The organism is Candidatus Pelagibacter sp. PS_40 (assembly GCF_059417765.1).
In genome coordinates this window covers 633,776-649,662 of sequence record NZ_CM182064.1, presented here as the reverse complement: position 1 = coordinate 649,662, position 15,887 = coordinate 633,776, and the positions used below count along the sequence as shown (strand labels likewise).

Genomic DNA, 15,887 nt, shown 5'->3' with positions numbered 1-15,887 from the left:
TCATGAAAAAGTCTTTTAACGTTGATTCAACGTTTAACGATATGCGTATCGATAGGTGGATACGTAATAATCTTGGCAATTACCCTCAAGGTCTAATTGAAAAAAGTTTAAAAAGTGGAAAAGTTAAAATCAATAATAAAAAAATTAAAAGCTCTCATAAAGTAAAGACAGGTGACACTATAGATTTATTCAACTTTGATTTTAAAGAAACAATTGTTCAAAAAACAATTAAATTTGTACCTTCAGAAGAAGTTATTAAAGAAAATGAAGAATTAATAATTGATAATAATGATGATTTCATTGTTCTTAATAAAAGCTCTGGCATTTCAGTTCAAGGTGGAACCAAATCTAAAAAAAATCTTGTAGATATATTTGCTCGTAGTGAAATTTTTCAGGACACAAAACCATTTTCTGTACATAGACTTGATAAAGATACATCTGGAGTTTTTATTATGGCTAAACACAGACAATCCGCTCAGTTATTAACCTCTTTATTTAGACTTCGAAAAGTTCATAAAACTTACCTGGCTATATGCCATGGAGAATTGCAAAAGGACTCTGGTGAGTGGAATGATGATTTAACCAGATATGATAATGATAGAGAGGTAGTTGAAAAAGCTAGAACACTTTACAAAGTGTTAGATAAAAATTCTATATGTAGTCTAGTTGAAATGAAACCAATCACAGGAAGAAAACATCAATTAAGAAAGCAACTTTACGCTGTAGGATGCCCAATCTATGGGGATCAAAAATATAAATTTAGTAACACAGATAAAGCAATAAATAAAAATTTAATGCTTCATTCATATCAAATTAAATTTATGATTAATGATAAAAAATATACCTACACAGCATTATTACCAGATTATTTTAAAAAACTTTTAAAGACAAAAAGACTTAGATTTCCAAATTCTTAGAAAAGGTTTCAATAATAATTTCATCTAAATTCTTATAGTCTTGATCTTTAATTTCTTTAAGATTGATTACGCCTTTGTCTGAAATACCACATGGAATAATATTTTTATATTTTGAAAGATCGTTATTAATATTTATTGCAAACCCATGATAAGCTATCCACTTACTAACTCTTACACCAATTGCTGCAACTTTATTAATTTTACCTTTATGGTCAGTCCAAATACCAATGTTTTTTGGATCACCAAATGTCTTGATATTAAATTTTGATAAACTGTCAATAATCGTCTCTTCAATTAAAGTTATAAATTTTCTTATATCTTTTTTTCTTTTTTTTAAATCTATCACAAAATAACAAATCAATTGACCTGGACCATGATAAGTAATTTTTCCTCCACGGTTTGTTTTTACTAGACTAATATCTTTATTAAGAATTTCTTTTTCTTTATAGCTCGTACCTGCAGAATAAACCTCTTCATGTTCTAAGATCCATATTAAATCCTCTTTTTGACCATTGTTTATCTGCAATAATCTTTCTTCAAGTAGTTTTATTGCATCTTCATATTTTATTGGTTTTATTGACTTTTTAATCTCTATATTCATTTATAAATTGTATTATTTTTATTATGCTCTATTAGTGCAAAATTGATTTATAGGTAAATTTATGTCTTTAATAAAAAAAATAAAAGATAAAAAAGTTAATTTTGAGTTTAATAAAGAGTACATAAAAGTTGTTACTTCTAAGATTGCTAACAATGATGCTCAATTTATTACTAATTCTTTTAATGAGATGCACCCTGCTGATGCGGCTGATATAATTGAACATCTTGGTCAAAATGATAGAGAAAGCTTAATTAAACTTAATAATTTCAATATAGATCCAGAAGTTTTTATTGAATTAAACGAGTCGGTGCAGTCTGAAATCATAGCTTATCTTTCACCTGATACTATTGTTAGACTTTTAAAAAATCTTGAATCTGATGATGCGATTACAATTTTAGAAAATGTTGATGAAAAAGATAAGAATACAATATTAAGCTCCTTACCTCCAAAAGATAGATTTGCTTTACTGGAAAGCTTAAGTTATCCGGAAGACACAGCTGCTAGAATAATGCAACGTGAGTTCACGGCTGTTCCTAGTAATTGGTCTGTTGGTCAAACAATTGACTATTTAAGAGAAAATAAAGATTTACCGGAAGAATTTTTAGAAATTTTTATTATTGATGAGGGTTTTAAACCTATTGGAACCGTTCCATCATCTAAAGTTTTAACTACTTCGAGAGAAACTAAAATGCTTTCTATTATGTCAGAATCTCAACTACTTATTCCAGTAGACATGGACAAAGAAGAAGTTGGTAACGTGTTTGAAAACTATAGCTTAAATTCAGCGGCTGTTGTCGACAAATCAAACAAGTTGGTTGGTATGATCATGTATGATGATGTCTTAACGGTATTAAAAGAAGAAGCTGAAGAAGATGCTTTGAGATTAGCTGGGGTAGGGGATGAAGAAATTACTGATGGAGTTTTTAAGAAAACTAGAAGAAGATTTAACTGGCTTTTATTAAACCTATTTACAGCATTTCTTGCAACGTGGGTTATTAGTTTATTTGGTGCTACAATTGAACAAATGGTAGTGCTCGCATTTCTTATGCCAATTGTTGCATCTATGGGTGGTAATGCTGGAATGCAAACTTTGGCAGTAACTGTAAGAACATTAGCAACCAATGACTTAACTAAAAACAATTTTACACAAAATATTTTAAAAGAATTTAATATTGGTATTTTAAATGGCATTATATTTGCAATAATAAGTGCTTTAGTAGTTCAAGTTTGGTTTCAAGACTCTCTACTTTCTTTAATAATTTCTATGTCAATGATAGTTACGATGATTGTTGCAGGTTTATTTGGAATTTTAGTACCTATAACTTTAAAAAAAATGGATATAGATCCTGCTATTGCATCAAGTGTGTTTGTAACAACTATTACTGATGTTATAGGTTTTGTTTCATTTCTTGGTGTTAGTGCTTATTTTCTCTAAAAATTGTCAATTAATCGTACGTTATTAATATAGTAAGCCACAAAAAGTTTAAAAGGTTTGTTCGTAATATTTGTGCTTAAATTATGTGTGTTTCTACATTCCAAATATTCAATTTTAATATCAAAATTTTTAGATAGTTCTTCTTTTAAACTAAATATCATTTTTTTGTAATTTTTTTTGTTTTTCAGAATTTCATCTTTTAAAGATAATAATTTTTTTGCAATTATTCCCGAATTAATAAAACTTTTCTTATTTAATAAAGAGTTTCTGGAAGATAAAGCTAGTTTGTTTTGTTCTCTGACTGTTTTACATACTTGAACTTTGGTATTGTGTTTATTTTCAATATAGTTTTTAACCAAGAAAAATTGTTGAAAATCTTTTTCTCCCATAAACATTTTTTGTGGAGAAATTAATTCAATAAAACGATCCAAAACATCAAGTACACCTTCAAAATGTCCTTTTCTAAATTTTGCACACAATATTTTTTGTGATTTATTTAGTTTGATTTCATTATTTTTTTTCCAATAAATTTGTTTAATGGTTGGTAAATATACATAGTCAACTTTAAGTTTTTTAAGATAACTCAAATCTTGCTTTAAATTTTTAGGGTATGTTTTGTAATCTTTGTTATTATTAAATTGAGTTGGATTAATAAAAATACTGACTAATGTTTTTTTGCAGTTTTTTTGTGATGTCTTGATTAATGTCTTGTGACCTTCGTGTAAACTTCCCATTGTTGGGACAAAACCTAATCTTTTATCTAACTCAATTGCCTTAATTAAATCAGTTTTTAATTTTATTAATTTCATTTGTAATAAGAATATTAATAAGTAAAACATTTATATGATTAAACAAGCTATAATTCCTTTAGCTGGTCTTGGTACTAGACTACTACCACTAACAAGTGTTTTTGCTAAAGAGCTTCTACCTATTAATGGAAAACCAGGCTTAGAATATATTATCGAAGAATGTATTGAGGCTGGTATTAAGGAAATTGTATTTATTATTTCTAAAAAAAAATTGATGATAAAGAAATATTTTTATAATGATAAATTTTATAAAGATATTATCAAGAAAAAAAATGATCCAAAAATTATCAAAGAATATAAAAAAATTCTCAAATATAAAAAAATGATTAAATTTGTTTTTCAAGACAAACCATTAGGAACTGGTGATGCTGTCTACAAGACTAAAAAATTTATTACAGATAAATATTTTTTAATGTTATTACCTGATGATTTGATAATTAAAAAAAACTGCTCTAAGTCAATGATTGACGTGCATAATAAGTTTAAAGCATCAGTTATGGCAAGTATGAAGGTTAATAAAAATGATGTATCTAGGTGGGGTATCTACAACATCAGAAAAAAAATTGATAAAAATAATTTTATTATAAATAATGTTGTTGAAAAACCTTCTATAAAAACTTCACCTTCTAATAATGCTGTAATAGGAAGATATATATTACCTAAAACAATTTTTTCTAAATTAAAATCTCTTAAACCAGGTAAAAGTGGTGAATTTCATATCACTGACGCTATCCAAGCTTTAATAGAAGATGATAATCAATTTATTGGTCACAATTTTTCAGGTAAATACTTAGATTGTGGAACAATGAAGGGTTATATTAAATCAACGTTGGAGATTTCTAAACAATGAAACTTTGCATGATAGGAACGGGGTATGTCGGTTTAGTTAGTGGAGTTTGTTTTTCAGATTTAGGAAATGACGTTATTTGTGTTGATAAAGATTTAAATAAAATTGAAAACTTAAAAAATGGTATTATCCCAATATATGAACCTGGTTTAGAAGAATTACTCATTAAAAATTATAAAAATAATCGTTTAAAGTTCTCTACAAATTTAAAAGATTCAATTTCAAAATCGGATATTATTTTTATTTGCGTTGGCACTCCCACTAAAAAAAATGGTAATAATGCTGATTTAAGTCAGGTATACAATGTTGCAAAAGAAATTAGCAAATCTATTAAAAAGTTTAAAATTATTATAACTAAATCTACTGTACCTGTGACAACAGGAGACGAAATAGAAAAGATTATTTCAAAAAAAGTATCAAAAAAACTTTTTTCAGTGGTTTCAAATCCTGAATTTTTAAGAGAAGGTGATGCTATAAGAGATTTTACCTACCCTGATAGAGTAGTTATTGGGACTCATAATAAAAAATCTAATAAGATTTTAAAAAATCTTTATTCGCCATTGATATCAAAAGGTGCAAAATACGTTAATACGTCTCGAAGAGCAGCCGAATTAATAAAATATGCTTCTAATGCTTTTCTAGCAACAAAGATTACTTTTATTAATGAACTAGCCAATTTATGTGAAAAAATTAATGTTAACATTGAAGATATCTCTATCGGTATGGGCCTCGATAATAGAATTGGTAGTCGTTTTTTAAGAGCTGGTCCTGCTTATGGTGGATCTTGTTTTCCAAAAGATACTAAGGCCATTACAGCCACTGCAAATAAATTCAAAACTAATTTAACAGTGATTAAAAGTGTTATTAAATCAAATGAAAATAGATCATCACTAATGCTAAAAAAAGTTTTCGAGATTTTAAAAAATAAAATAAAAAATAAAAATGTTTGTTTCTTAGGAGTAACATTTAAAGCCAACACAGATGATATGAGAGATTCTTCTAGTCTAACAATGATTCCTGCATTAATTAAAAAAGGTGCAAAAATAAATTATTTTGATCCAACTGGAGAAAAACCAGATTTTAAAAAATTTAAGAATGTTATTTTTTCAACCAACATTAAAGATGCAATTAAAAAATCAGATTTAATTATTATTCACACAGAATGGAATGATTTTAAAAATATTAATTTTAAAAAAGATGTGAAAAATAAAAAATTCTCAATTTTTGATATGAGAAATATTTACTCAGTTGATAAAATGAAAGATAATAAGATTAAATATTTTAGTATTGGAAATTAATTTAATTCAAAAATAGCATCAACCTCAACGGACACACCAAGCGGCAAACTGTTTGTACTAACAGCTGCTCTTGTATGCATTCCAGAGTCTCCAAAAACTGAAACTATTAAATCTGAAGCACCATTTATTACTTTGGGTTGTTCTGTAAAATCTTCTGTTGAATTAACAAATCCTGTGAGCTTTATACAAGATTTTACTTTTGAAAGATCATTGCCACAAGCTTTTTTAACTTGAGATATTATGTTTATACCACAACGTTTAGCTGCTTCATATCCATCTTCAGTTTTTAGATCCTTACCAACCTTACCTTTGATTAATTCTCCATTTGCTGCAGTAGAAATTTGTCCTGAGATAAATAACATCTTACCAATTTGTTTTGATGCAACATAAGATCCAACAGGATCTCTTGCTTCTGGCAGCTCTAACTTTAATTCTTTTATTTTATTTTCATATGACATGATTATTTCTCCATAAATTCAGTTAATGTTTTACTGTTTTTAAATTTAACAAGTTTTTCTTTTAAATTAAGTTTGTCAAATTTCTTTTTTCCACTCTTAGCATTAGTAGTTATTTTATCTTTAAGTTCTTCAGCTCCAACCGTTGCTTTTAATTTAAGTTTTGAAGATTTTTCTTTTAGATTTTTTGCTGAACACTCTATGTATTTAGCACTAACCTTTTCAAACTGATTACAATCAATTTTTTCAGCCATAGCATTAGACATAAGTGCTGATGTAATAAATGTTATAAATATTATTTTTTTCATTTCTTTTTCTTTTTTTTAACTTTTTTATTTTTATCGTATTCTTTTCTTTTCTCAATTAATATTAAAGCTTCTTCCATATTAAGTTCTAAAGGGTCTTTTTCCTCTGGAATTGTTGCATTAAGAGATTTATATTTAATATAAGGCCCATATTGTCCTTTCATTACTCTAACAGGTTTTTTGTCTTCAGGGTGTTCTCCTAGATCTTTTATAATTGATGCTGACATTCTACCAGGTTTAGCCTCTGCTATTAGAGTTATTGCTCTATTAAGCCCAATTGAGAAGATCTCCTCAACATTTTCAATTCTTGCTGATTTGTTTTCACATTTCAAATATGGGCCAAATCTTCCTGAGTTTAATATTATATCTTTCTGATTTTCAGGGTTAATGCCTAAACTTTTTGGTAACGAGCATAAAAATTTAGCTCTATCAAGATCCACGCTATCTAATGTAATTCCTTTAGGTATTGAGACATTTCTTAAATTATTATCTTCTTTTTCTATCTTCTTTTTTTTTGTTTTTTTTTTCTTTTTTGTTTCAATTATAATCTCATCTTTTATTTCCTCAATTTTTTCATACTGTAAATAGGGACCAAACCTTCCATTTTTAAGGTACATGTCATTTCCATTTTCATGCTTACCTATAAATTTTGGTTCAGCTAATTGAGATTGAGCAGCTGCTTTTGCTTTAGACAGGGGTCTGGTAAATTTACAATCTGGATAATTTGAGCAACCAATAAAAGCACCACCCCTAAAACTATTCTTTAAACTTAATGATCCACTGTCACATAACTTGCATTGTCTATTAATATTTCCATCTGCATCTCTTTCAAAAATTAAACTACCTAGACTATCGTTTAATAGATCTAAAACTTCTCTAGTTCTTTTCTCTTTAACGTCAGATACGTTTTGATTAAAGTCTTTCCAAAATAACTCTAGAACTTTTATCCATCCTTCCTTACCAGTAGTAATATCATCTAGTTGATTTTCTAAACTTGCAGTGAAATTATAGTCAACATATTTAGAAAAAAGCTTTTCAAGAAAAGCAGAAATTAATTTACCACGATCAGTTGGGTGAAATCTTTTATTAATTGTTTCCGCATATCCTCTAGTAGATATAACAGATATTATACTTGCATATGTTGAAGGTCTCCCAATACCTAATTCTTCTAATTTTTTAACTAAACTTGCTTCTGAGTATCTTGGTGGTGGCTGTGTAAAATGCTGTTCATCTAATAAAGATTCTATATTAACGGGGCCCTTGTTCATTTCAGGAAGGATATCTTCATCATCATCTTTTTTGTTATCCTTCATAACCTTTAAAAAGCCCTCAAATTTAATAACAGATCCACTAGCTTTACAAATTGTTCCATTATCATCCGAAGATATCGTTATAGTATTTCTATCAAATTGAGCGGGTTTCATTTGAGAGGATAGGGCTCTACTCCAAATTAAATCATATAATTTATGCTGATCTGGACTTAGGTATTTTTTAACTGTATCTGGTGCTCGCATTATATCTGTGGGTCTAATTGCTTCATGTGCCTCTTGAGCATTTTTAGCTTTTTTTCCAGAGTAACTTGCAGCGTTATCTGGAACATACTCATCACCAAATTCATTTTTTATATATTTTCTAAAAGTATCTATAGCGTCTTTGGACAGGTTAGTGCCATCTGTTCGCATATACGTGATAAGACCAATAGTTTCACCGTCAATTTCTATACCTTGATAAAGTTTTTGAGCTATTTGCATTGTACGTGACGCTCCAAATCCTAACCTACCAGAAGAAACTTGCTGTAATGTGGAGGTAGTAAAAGGACCAGAAGGGTTTCTATTAACAACTTTGCTAGAGATGTCATTTATATTGAAATTCTTAGATTTAACCTCTTCCATTGCTTTATCAATTTCAGCTTTATTTTTAAAAGAAAATTTTTCAATTTTTTTATCGTTCAATTGAGTGATACTTGCTAATATAGAATTTTTATCACTATCGTTGAATTGAATACTTAAAGTCCAAAATTCCTCAGGATCAAAAAGCTCTATTTCATGTTCTCGTTCTGTAATTAATTTTAAGGCAACTGACTGAACACGACCTGCAGATTTAGAACCTGGTAACTTTGTCCACAAAATTGGTGATATATTAAAGCCAACTAAATAGTCTAAGGCTCTTCTAGCCATATAGGCATCAACAAGTAATGGCTCTATTTGTCGAGGGTTTTCAATTCCATGAATAACAGCTTTTTTTGTAATTTCATTAAAAACAACTCTTTCTATATGCTTGTCTTTAATTAATTTTTTTTCATTTAAATATTCTTTAACATGCCAAGCAATTGCTTCTCCCTCTCTGTCTGGGTCAGTTGCTAATATGATTTTTGATGAAATCTTAGCTGCATCTGTAATTTCTTTAAGATATTTTTTAGAAAAACTATCAACTTCCCATTCCATTTTAAAATTATTTTCTGGATCAACAGAACCATTTTTTGAGGGAAGGTCTCTAATATGACCATAACTCGCTAAAACAATATATTCATCACCAAGATATTTGTTGATAGTTTTTGCTTTAGCTGGACTTTCTACGACTACAAGATTCATTACTAAACAAATTACTTAAAAGACTTAGATAGTCAAATCAATAAATTTTAGTCTTAGTTTCTTCTTTGTTTTTCAATCGTTTGACGTTTTCTCTGTGCGTGTAGAATATAAGCACAAACATTATTATGAAAAATATTGAATTATAATTTTCAAAAATTATTAAATACATTGGCACCATTAAACTACCAACTAGTGATGAAAGTGATGAGTATTTTGAAATAAGAAATGTAACAGCCCAACTAATAATAAATACCAAACCCAAAAAGATGTTTATAGAAAATAATATACCAACATATGTTGCAACACCTTTGCCTCCTTTAAACTTAAGCCATATTGGAAAAACATGACCTAAAAATGCACTTAATGATGCAATAAAGATATAATCAGGATAATTAAATTTTACATATAAAACAGGCAATACAGCTTTTGTTATATCCAGTAGTAAAGTTGCGTAGCCTAATGTTTTATTACCTGTTCTAAGGGCGTTTGTAGCTCCAATGTTTCCTGAGCCAATATCTCTAATATCTTTTTTTAAAAATATTTTTGTAAGTATAAAACCAAAGGGTATTGATCCTAATAAATATGAGCTTAATGCAACAATTAAATATTCCATTATTATAACTTAAATAATTCTTCACCTTTTACAAATGTATTAGTGACTTTTCCTTGGAGTTTTTTGTCTTCAATAGAGGTATTTTTTGATTTGGAGATAAGTTTATCTTTTTTGACAACCCAAGGTTTATCAATATCTACAATGCAAAAATCTGCTTCATTGCCCACTGAAAGATTACCCTTATCAATTTTTAAAATTTTTGCAGGGTTTGATGTTAAAGCTTTAATGATAGTTTCTAATTTAACAGAGCCATTGTGATATAATTCTAGACTTAATGATAAAAGCGTTTCTATTCCAGAGGCCCCTGTAGACGCTTGTGCAAATGTTAATCTTTTTTGCTCTTCGTCTTCTGGTTTGTGATCAGACACAATAACGTCTATCGTTTCATCTTTTAATCCTTGTACTAAAGCAATTCTATCTTCTTCAGTTCTTAATGGCGGTGATAATTTTAAAAAAGTTCTAAAATCTCCTATATCATTTTCATTTAATGAAAGATTATTTATGGATACACCTGTCGTAAATTTAACTTTATTTTTTCTTTCCTCGATAATTTCTACTGATTTAGCAGCTGAAATTTGTGATATGTGATATCTGCATTTAATGTTTTCAAGTAACGTTAAATCTCTTTCAATAATTATTCTTTCAGCAACAGCAGGTATTCCAGATAATCCAAGTTTAGTTGCAATAATTCCAGAATTAATCATTCCATTTTTGGATAAATCATAATCTTCTGCGTGTTGCATGATCAGTGTGCCTAAGTCTTTAGCTGAATTCATTATGCGTGACATTAATCTAGTATTTTGAATTGTTTTAACTCCATCAGTAAATCCAATTATTCCTCTGCTTTGAAGTAGACCAAATTCAGTCATGCTAGTTCCTTCAATATTTTTGGTAAGAGCAGCACTTGGAAAAACATTTATTTTAGATTTATCTCTTCCACGTCTTTTTAAAAAATCTACTATTGAAACGTTATCTATAATTGGGTCAGTATTAGGCATAGTAACAACTGAAGTAACACCTCCTGCAAGAGCTGCATTACTTAGCGTTCTAAAATTTTCTTTATATTCATAACCAGGTTCACCTGCAAAGACACGCATATCAACTAGACCTGGGAATATATATTTGCCATTTAAATCTATTACTTTTTCTCTTGAAGGAATGTTATTAGTATTTACTTTTTTACCAACAGCTTCAATAAAGCCATCTTCTCCAATAATTAATCCGCCATTCTCATTGATAGAGTTATAAGGGTCAATTATATTTGCATTTATAAAGTATTGTTTTTTCATTTATTCACAAAATATTTTTAAACAAGCCATTCTTACTGCAACACCTAGTTCAACCTGTTCCTTAATTACGCTTCTGTTAATGTCATCTGCTAATTTAGTGTCAATTTCGATCCCTCTATTCATAGGGCCTGGATGCATAATTAAAGCATCATCTTTTGCATGAGCAAGTTTATCTGGAGTTAGTCCATAATATTCATAGTACTCTCTATTAGAAGACAAGAAAGAACTAGTCATCCTTTCATTTTGTAACCTTAACATCATTACAATATCACAATCTTTCAAACCTTTTTTCATATCTGTAAAAGTATTAACCCCAAACTTTTCTATTTCTTTTGGCATTAAATTTGATGGTGCAATAATGTTAACTTCTGCACCTAGCATATTTAAAAGATAAATATTTGATCTTGCAACACGTGAATGAGTTATGTCACCACAAATTGCAACTCTTAAACCTTCAATTTTTTTTTTTCGATTTATAATTGTTAAAGCATCTAGTAAAGCTTGAGTAGGGTGTTCACGGCTTCCATCTCCAGCATTAAGTACTGCGCAATTTACTTTTTGTGATAAAAGATTACACGCTCCTGAATCTTGGTGTCTAATTACAATTATATCAGGATGCATTGCATTTAAAGTCATTGCGGTATCTATTAGTGTTTCACCTTTCTTGATAGCTGAATTTGCCATATTCATTGACATAACATCTGCACCTAATCTTTTTCCAGCTAATTCAAATGAACTCTGTGTTCTAGTAGAAGGCTCAAAAAACAAATTAATTTGAGTTTTACCACTCAAGACATTTAATCTTTTGTTTTTACTTTGATTTAATTTGATGAAACTTTTAGCTTCTTCTAAAATAAGATTAACATCATTAATTGATAGATCTTGAATACCTAGGAGGTGTTTTTGAGAGATTTTAATAGCTTTATTTATTTTGGTTGCCATTAAAATTAACTCTATAACTATTAACCATCACTATGGCAAGTATTAATTATTTAAAAAATCTATTGCCCCTTGTAAAATAAAGGCTGCAGCATTTTGATCAATTGTTTTAACTCTTTTTGAAACGTTAACGTCTAATAAACTCGATAGATTAAATGCTCCAACTGTTGAAAGTCTCTCATCCCACAAAATTACTGGTAGGTCTATAGATTTTGATATATTTGATGCAACATCATTAACTGATTGAGCTGATCTACCTAGACTGCCATCCATATTAACTGGGTTCCCTACAATTATTCCACCAATATTATTATCTTTAATTATTATCTTAAGTTCATCAATTAGTTCGTTTGTGTTGGTTTTGTTTATGGTTTTAAAGGGTGTGGCTATGGATTGTCTTTCATCACAAATTGAGACACCAATTCTTTTAGACCCTAAATCTAAACCAATAAATCTCACCTTATTTGTGTGTTTTATTTTAAAATCTTCAATTGTGATCATATTGTATATTTTATACTTAAGTGATAGTTTGCCGACATATTTAATTACCACATGACAATTGATCTTAAAACAATAAAGCATATATCTAAATTATCAAGAATCTCAGTTGATGATGCAAAAGCTAATAAATTAGCTGGAGATCTCAACTCTATATTTGATTTCATTGAAAAATTAAATGAACTCAATACTGATAATATTGAGCCTTTAACTTCTGTTGCAGAGACCACATTAAAATTAAGAGCCGACGAGGTTAAAAGTGAAAATATAAGAGATCAAATATTAAAAAACTCACCAGAGGAAAATGAAGATTTTTTTGTAGTACCAAGGGTTGTTGAATAATGTCTGATATTACATCACTCACTTTAACTGAATTAGTTAAAAATATTAAAGATAAAAAGATTTCTTCTGAAGAAACTACCAAAGCTTTTATTGATAGAGGAGAAAAATCTAGAGATTTAAATACATACATAACAGAAGATTTTTCTAACGCACTTTTGAAAGCTAAAAGTTTTGATCAAAAACCAAATTTTGATTTAAAACTTCCGGGTGTTCCAATGGCAGTTAAAGATTTGTTTTGTACCAAAGATGTAAAAACTACAGCAGGTAGTAAAATTTTAAATAATTTTATTCCACCATACGAGTCTACCGTTACTCAAAATATTTGGAATGAAGGTGCGATATTACTTGGTAAGTTAAATTGTGATGAATTTGCAATGGGCTCATCTAATGAAACTAGTTTTTTTGGAAATGTACAAAGTCCAATAGACAAAGGTTTAGTACCAGGTGGCTCTTCAGGGGGCTCTGCATCAGCTCTAGCAGCTAATTTAACGCCTATTACAATTGGAACTGATACAGGTGGCTCTATTAGACAACCTGCTTCATTTACAGGTACCGTTGGATTAAAGCCTACTTATGGAAGTTGTTCACGATATGGAATTGTTGCTTTTGCATCTTCATTAGATCAAGCAGGGCCAATGTCTAAAGATGTAAAAGATTGTGCATTGCTTCAAGAAATAATTAGCACTTATGATGAAAAAGACTCAACATCAATTGATTTTAAAAGAAATGAATACAGTAAAGAATTAACAAATAATATTAAAGGTAAGAAAATTGGAATTCCTAAAGAATATAGAGTTGATGGAATGCCAAAAGAAATAGAGGATTTATGGACTAAGGGTATTGAGTATGCAAAAGATTGTGGTGCTGAAATTGTAGAAATTTCATTACCTCATACAAACTATGCTTTACCTACCTATTATATAGTGGCTCCTGCAGAGGCTTCATCAAACTTAGCAAGATATGATGGCGTTAAGTATGGTTTTAGATCTAAAGGTGAAAATCTTATTGATATGTATGAAAAGACAAGATCTGAAGGTTTTGGTAGTGAAGTTCAAAGAAGAATAATGATTGGGACTTATGTTTTGTCCTCTGGTTATTATGATGCTTATTACCTAAAGGCACAAAAAGTTAGAAAATTAATAAAAAATGATTTTGATGAAGCTTACAAAAAAGTTGATGCAATTTTAACTCCATCAACACCAAGTGCTGCTTTTAAAATTGGTGAAAAAACTAATGACCCAGTTTCAATGTATTTAAATGATATATTTACAGTTCCAGTGAATTTAGCTGGATTACCAGCAATTTCAATTCCAGCAGGAATAGATGTTAAAGGTTATCCATTGGGACTACAAATTATTGGTAAAGCTTTTGATGAACAAAATATTTTAAACATTGCTTATGCTATGGAAGAGAAAATCCAGTTTAAAAACAAAATTACTGACTGGTGGATTAAATAAATGACTAAAGATAATTCAGAATACTTAATCGAAAGACGAGACAATGTTTACGAAGTGGTAATTGGTCTTGAAGTTCATGCTCAGGTTACATCAAATTCAAAATTATTTTCATCTTCATCAACAACATTCGGTGCTGAACCTAATACACAAGTAAGTTTAGTAGATGCAGCATTTCCAGGAATGCTTCCGGTTATTAATGAGTACTGTGTAAAACAAGCAATTAAAACGGGCATAGGTTTAAGAGCTCAAATTAATAAAAGATCAGTTTTTGATAGAAAAAATTATTTTTATGCAGATCTTCCACAAGGTTATCAGATCTCACAGTTTAAGTATCCAATAGTAGGAGAGGGTACAGTTATTCTTGATATGGCACATGGCCAAAAAGAAGTAGGGATTGAAAGGTTGCACCTAGAACAAGATGCTGGAAAAAGTATTCATGATATGGACCCACAAAATACATTGGTTGACTTAAATAGATCTGGTGTAGCTTTGATGGAAATTGTTAGCAAACCAGACATGAGAACTCCAGATGAAGTTAGTGCTTATATTAAAAAATTAAGATCTATTATGAGATACCTTGGTACGTGTGATGGAAATATGCAGGAAGGCTCTTTGAGAGCTGATGTCAATATTTCTGTTAGAATTAAAGGCTCTGATAAACTCGGAACTCGTTGTGAGATTAAAAATGTTAACTCAATTAAATTTATGCAAATGGCTATTGATTATGAAGCTAATAGACAAGTTGATTTAATTGAAGAAGGTAAAACAATTGATCAAGAAACAAGATTATTTGATACTAAGAAAAATGAAACAAGATCTATGAGATCTAAAGAAGATGCTCATGATTATAGATATTTTCCAGATCCAGATTTATTACCATTAGAAGTAACAGATGAATTTATAGAAAAACTTAAAAAAGATATCCCAGAATTACCAGACGATAAGAAAAAAAGATTTATTGATGAGTTTAAAGTCTCTGCTTACGAAGCAACAATTTTAGTATCAGATATTGAAACAGCTAAATATTTTGAAGAAGTTGTTGCTAAAATGGGCAAGAACCGAGATATGAAATTAGCAGTTAACTGGATTACAGGTGAATTGTTTGCTATTTTAAATAATAAAAATTTAGAAATTACACAAAGTCCAATAAGTGCCAAAAATTTAGCAAAGTTAATTAATCTAATTAAGAATGGAACAATTTCTGGAAAAATAGCTAAAACAATATTTGAATTGATGATTGATGAAGACAAAGATCCTCAAATAATTGTTGAAGAAAAAGGTTTAAAACAGGAAAGTGACCCTAAAGCTTTAGAAGCGTTAATAGATAAAATAATTGATACTAATAGAGAAAAAGCTATTGAATATAAGAATGGTAAAGAAAAGCTATTTGGTTTCTTTGTAGGTCAAGCAATGAAAGTTTCAGGTGGTAAAGCTAATCCACAACTAATAAATGAAATATTAAAGAAAAAACTTCAATAGTCTTAAAATAGG

The 15,887-nt window shown here is 29.1% G+C and carries 16 protein-coding genes; 7 read left to right on the top strand and 9 right to left on the bottom strand.

Going from position 1 to position 15,887, the window contains the following annotated elements:
- The first annotated feature begins 2 nt into the window (after positions 1 to 2).
- Positions 3 to 917 (top strand): RluA family pseudouridine synthase, encoded by a 915-nt coding sequence (locus AC5SLW_RS03395; protein ID WP_006996836.1) that lies wholly within the window; start codon positions 3 to 5, stop codon positions 915 to 917.
- Here the strand turns inward: AC5SLW_RS03395 and lipB are convergent.
- On the bottom strand, positions 898 to 1,518 hold the full coding sequence (gene lipB / locus AC5SLW_RS03390) for a lipoyl(octanoyl) transferase LipB (RefSeq protein WP_027306998.1): 621 nt from the start codon (positions 1,516 to 1,518) through the stop codon (positions 898 to 900). The genes AC5SLW_RS03395 and lipB overlap by 20 nt on opposite strands.
- 61 nt (positions 1,519 to 1,579) lie before the next feature.
- Here lipB and mgtE point away from each other — a divergent pair, with 61 nt between their 5' ends.
- Positions 1,580 to 2,953 carry a magnesium transporter gene (gene mgtE / locus AC5SLW_RS03385; protein WP_494575810.1) on the top strand — a complete coding sequence of 458 codons (1,374 nt, stop codon included), beginning with the start codon at positions 1,580 to 1,582 and terminating at the stop codon, positions 2,951 to 2,953.
- Here mgtE and panC read toward each other — a convergent pair.
- Positions 2,950 to 3,792, bottom strand: coding sequence for a pantoate--beta-alanine ligase (gene panC / locus AC5SLW_RS03380; RefSeq protein WP_494575808.1), 843 nt, complete (start codon positions 3,790 to 3,792; stop codon positions 2,950 to 2,952). The two genes, mgtE and panC, sit on opposite strands and share 4 nt — an antisense overlap.
- A 4-nt stretch (positions 3,793 to 3,796) precedes the next feature.
- Between panC and AC5SLW_RS03375 the strand changes: the two genes are divergently transcribed.
- Positions 3,797 to 4,612 carry a sugar phosphate nucleotidyltransferase gene (locus AC5SLW_RS03375; RefSeq protein ID WP_494575806.1) on the top strand — a complete coding sequence of 272 codons (816 nt, stop codon included), beginning with the start codon at positions 3,797 to 3,799 and terminating at the stop codon, positions 4,610 to 4,612.
- Positions 4,609 to 5,907 (top strand): UDP-glucose dehydrogenase family protein, encoded by a 1,299-nt coding sequence (locus AC5SLW_RS03370; RefSeq protein ID WP_271616148.1) that lies wholly within the window; start codon positions 4,609 to 4,611, stop codon positions 5,905 to 5,907. Before AC5SLW_RS03375 ends, AC5SLW_RS03370 begins: the two co-directional genes overlap by 4 nt.
- Here AC5SLW_RS03370 and AC5SLW_RS03365 read toward each other — a convergent pair.
- Genes AC5SLW_RS03365 through ruvX form a run of 7 tightly spaced genes read right to left on the bottom strand, consistent with a single transcriptional unit; the run spans position 5,904 to position 12,600 of the window.
- Positions 5,904 to 6,365, bottom strand: coding sequence for a RidA family protein (locus AC5SLW_RS03365; protein ID WP_494575804.1), 462 nt, complete (start codon positions 6,363 to 6,365; stop codon positions 5,904 to 5,906). The two genes, AC5SLW_RS03370 and AC5SLW_RS03365, sit on opposite strands and share 4 nt — an antisense overlap.
- Positions 6,366 to 6,367: 2 nt before the next feature.
- Positions 6,368 to 6,670, bottom strand: a complete 303-nt coding sequence (locus tag AC5SLW_RS03360) for a hypothetical protein (protein WP_494575802.1) — start codon at positions 6,668 to 6,670, stop codon at positions 6,368 to 6,370.
- Positions 6,667 to 9,258 (bottom strand): type I DNA topoisomerase, encoded by a 2,592-nt coding sequence (gene topA, locus AC5SLW_RS03355; RefSeq protein ID WP_494575800.1) that lies wholly within the window; start codon positions 9,256 to 9,258, stop codon positions 6,667 to 6,669. The genes AC5SLW_RS03360 and topA overlap by 4 nt, the downstream gene beginning before the upstream one ends.
- Before the next feature lie 37 nt (positions 9,259 to 9,295).
- On the bottom strand, positions 9,296 to 9,871 hold the full coding sequence (gene plsY, locus AC5SLW_RS03350) for a glycerol-3-phosphate 1-O-acyltransferase PlsY (protein ID WP_494575798.1): 576 nt from the start codon (positions 9,869 to 9,871) through the stop codon (positions 9,296 to 9,298).
- A 2-nt stretch (positions 9,872 to 9,873) separates the two neighbouring features.
- Complete coding sequence (pyrC, locus tag AC5SLW_RS03345; protein ID WP_494575796.1) at positions 9,874 to 11,160, bottom strand: dihydroorotase; 1,287 nt, start codon at positions 11,158 to 11,160, stop codon at positions 9,874 to 9,876.
- Positions 11,161 to 12,102 carry an aspartate carbamoyltransferase catalytic subunit gene (locus AC5SLW_RS03340; protein WP_271480960.1) on the bottom strand — a complete coding sequence of 314 codons (942 nt, stop codon included), beginning with the start codon at positions 12,100 to 12,102 and terminating at the stop codon, positions 11,161 to 11,163. It lies immediately after the preceding gene.
- Between the two features lie 42 nt (positions 12,103 to 12,144).
- Positions 12,145 to 12,600 carry a Holliday junction resolvase RuvX gene (ruvX, locus tag AC5SLW_RS03335; protein WP_006996848.1) on the bottom strand — a complete coding sequence of 152 codons (456 nt, stop codon included), beginning with the start codon at positions 12,598 to 12,600 and terminating at the stop codon, positions 12,145 to 12,147.
- A gap of 51 nt (positions 12,601 to 12,651) precedes the next feature.
- On the opposite strand from ruvX, the gene gatC reads away from it, so the two are divergent.
- From gatC to gatB, 3 genes are read left to right on the top strand one after another with little or no spacing between them, the layout of a single operon-like run.
- On the top strand, positions 12,652 to 12,939 hold the full coding sequence (gene gatC, locus AC5SLW_RS03330; RefSeq protein WP_006996849.1) for an Asp-tRNA(Asn)/Glu-tRNA(Gln) amidotransferase subunit GatC: 288 nt from the start codon (positions 12,652 to 12,654) through the stop codon (positions 12,937 to 12,939).
- Positions 12,939 to 14,396: an Asp-tRNA(Asn)/Glu-tRNA(Gln) amidotransferase subunit GatA gene (gene gatA, locus AC5SLW_RS03325; protein ID WP_494575793.1), complete on the top strand. Its 1,458-nt coding sequence runs from the start codon at positions 12,939 to 12,941 to the stop codon at positions 14,394 to 14,396. Before gatC ends, gatA begins: the two co-directional genes overlap by 1 nt.
- The gene (gene gatB, locus AC5SLW_RS03320) at positions 14,397 to 15,875 is read left to right on the top strand and encodes an Asp-tRNA(Asn)/Glu-tRNA(Gln) amidotransferase subunit GatB (protein ID WP_494575791.1); all 1,479 of its coding nucleotides are present in this window, start codon (positions 14,397 to 14,399) and stop codon (positions 15,873 to 15,875) included.
- The last annotated feature ends 12 nt before the right edge of the window (positions 15,876 to 15,887 follow it).

What these genes read in the sequence shown, in the direction of transcription:
- AC5SLW_RS03395 (WP_006996836.1), top strand. Translation starts at nt 3, where the DNA reads ATGAAAAAGTCTTTTAACGTTGATTCAACGTTTAACGATATGCGTATC.
- topA (WP_494575800.1), bottom strand. Translation starts at nt 9,258, where the DNA reads ATGAATCTTGTAGTCGTAGAAAGTCCAGCTAAAGCAAAAACTATCAAC.
- panC (WP_494575808.1), bottom strand. Translation starts at nt 3,792, where the DNA reads ATGTTTTACTTATTAATATTCTTATTACAAATGAAATTAATAAAATTA.
- lipB (WP_027306998.1), bottom strand. Translation starts at nt 1,518, where the DNA reads ATGAATATAGAGATTAAAAAGTCAATAAAACCAATAAAATATGAAGAT.
- plsY (WP_494575798.1), bottom strand. Translation starts at nt 9,871, where the DNA reads ATGGAATATTTAATTGTTGCATTAAGCTCATATTTATTAGGATCAATA.
- AC5SLW_RS03340 (WP_271480960.1), bottom strand. Translation starts at nt 12,102, where the DNA reads ATGGCAACCAAAATAAATAAAGCTATTAAAATCTCTCAAAAACACCTC.
- gatA (WP_494575793.1), top strand. Translation starts at nt 12,939, where the DNA reads ATGTCTGATATTACATCACTCACTTTAACTGAATTAGTTAAAAATATT.
- ruvX (WP_006996848.1), bottom strand. Translation starts at nt 12,600, where the DNA reads ATGATCACAATTGAAGATTTTAAAATAAAACACACAAATAAGGTGAGA.
- AC5SLW_RS03370 (WP_271616148.1), top strand. Translation starts at nt 4,609, where the DNA reads ATGAAACTTTGCATGATAGGAACGGGGTATGTCGGTTTAGTTAGTGGA.
- AC5SLW_RS03360 (WP_494575802.1), bottom strand. Translation starts at nt 6,670, where the DNA reads ATGAAAAAAATAATATTTATAACATTTATTACATCAGCACTTATGTCT.
- gatB (WP_494575791.1), top strand. Translation starts at nt 14,397, where the DNA reads ATGACTAAAGATAATTCAGAATACTTAATCGAAAGACGAGACAATGTT.
- pyrC (WP_494575796.1), bottom strand. Translation starts at nt 11,160, where the DNA reads ATGAAAAAACAATACTTTATAAATGCAAATATAATTGACCCTTATAAC.
- gatC (WP_006996849.1), top strand. Translation starts at nt 12,652, where the DNA reads ATGACAATTGATCTTAAAACAATAAAGCATATATCTAAATTATCAAGA.
- AC5SLW_RS03375 (WP_494575806.1), top strand. Translation starts at nt 3,797, where the DNA reads ATGATTAAACAAGCTATAATTCCTTTAGCTGGTCTTGGTACTAGACTA.
- AC5SLW_RS03365 (WP_494575804.1), bottom strand. Translation starts at nt 6,365, where the DNA reads ATGTCATATGAAAATAAAATAAAAGAATTAAAGTTAGAGCTGCCAGAA.
- mgtE (WP_494575810.1), top strand. Translation starts at nt 1,580, where the DNA reads ATGTCTTTAATAAAAAAAATAAAAGATAAAAAAGTTAATTTTGAGTTT.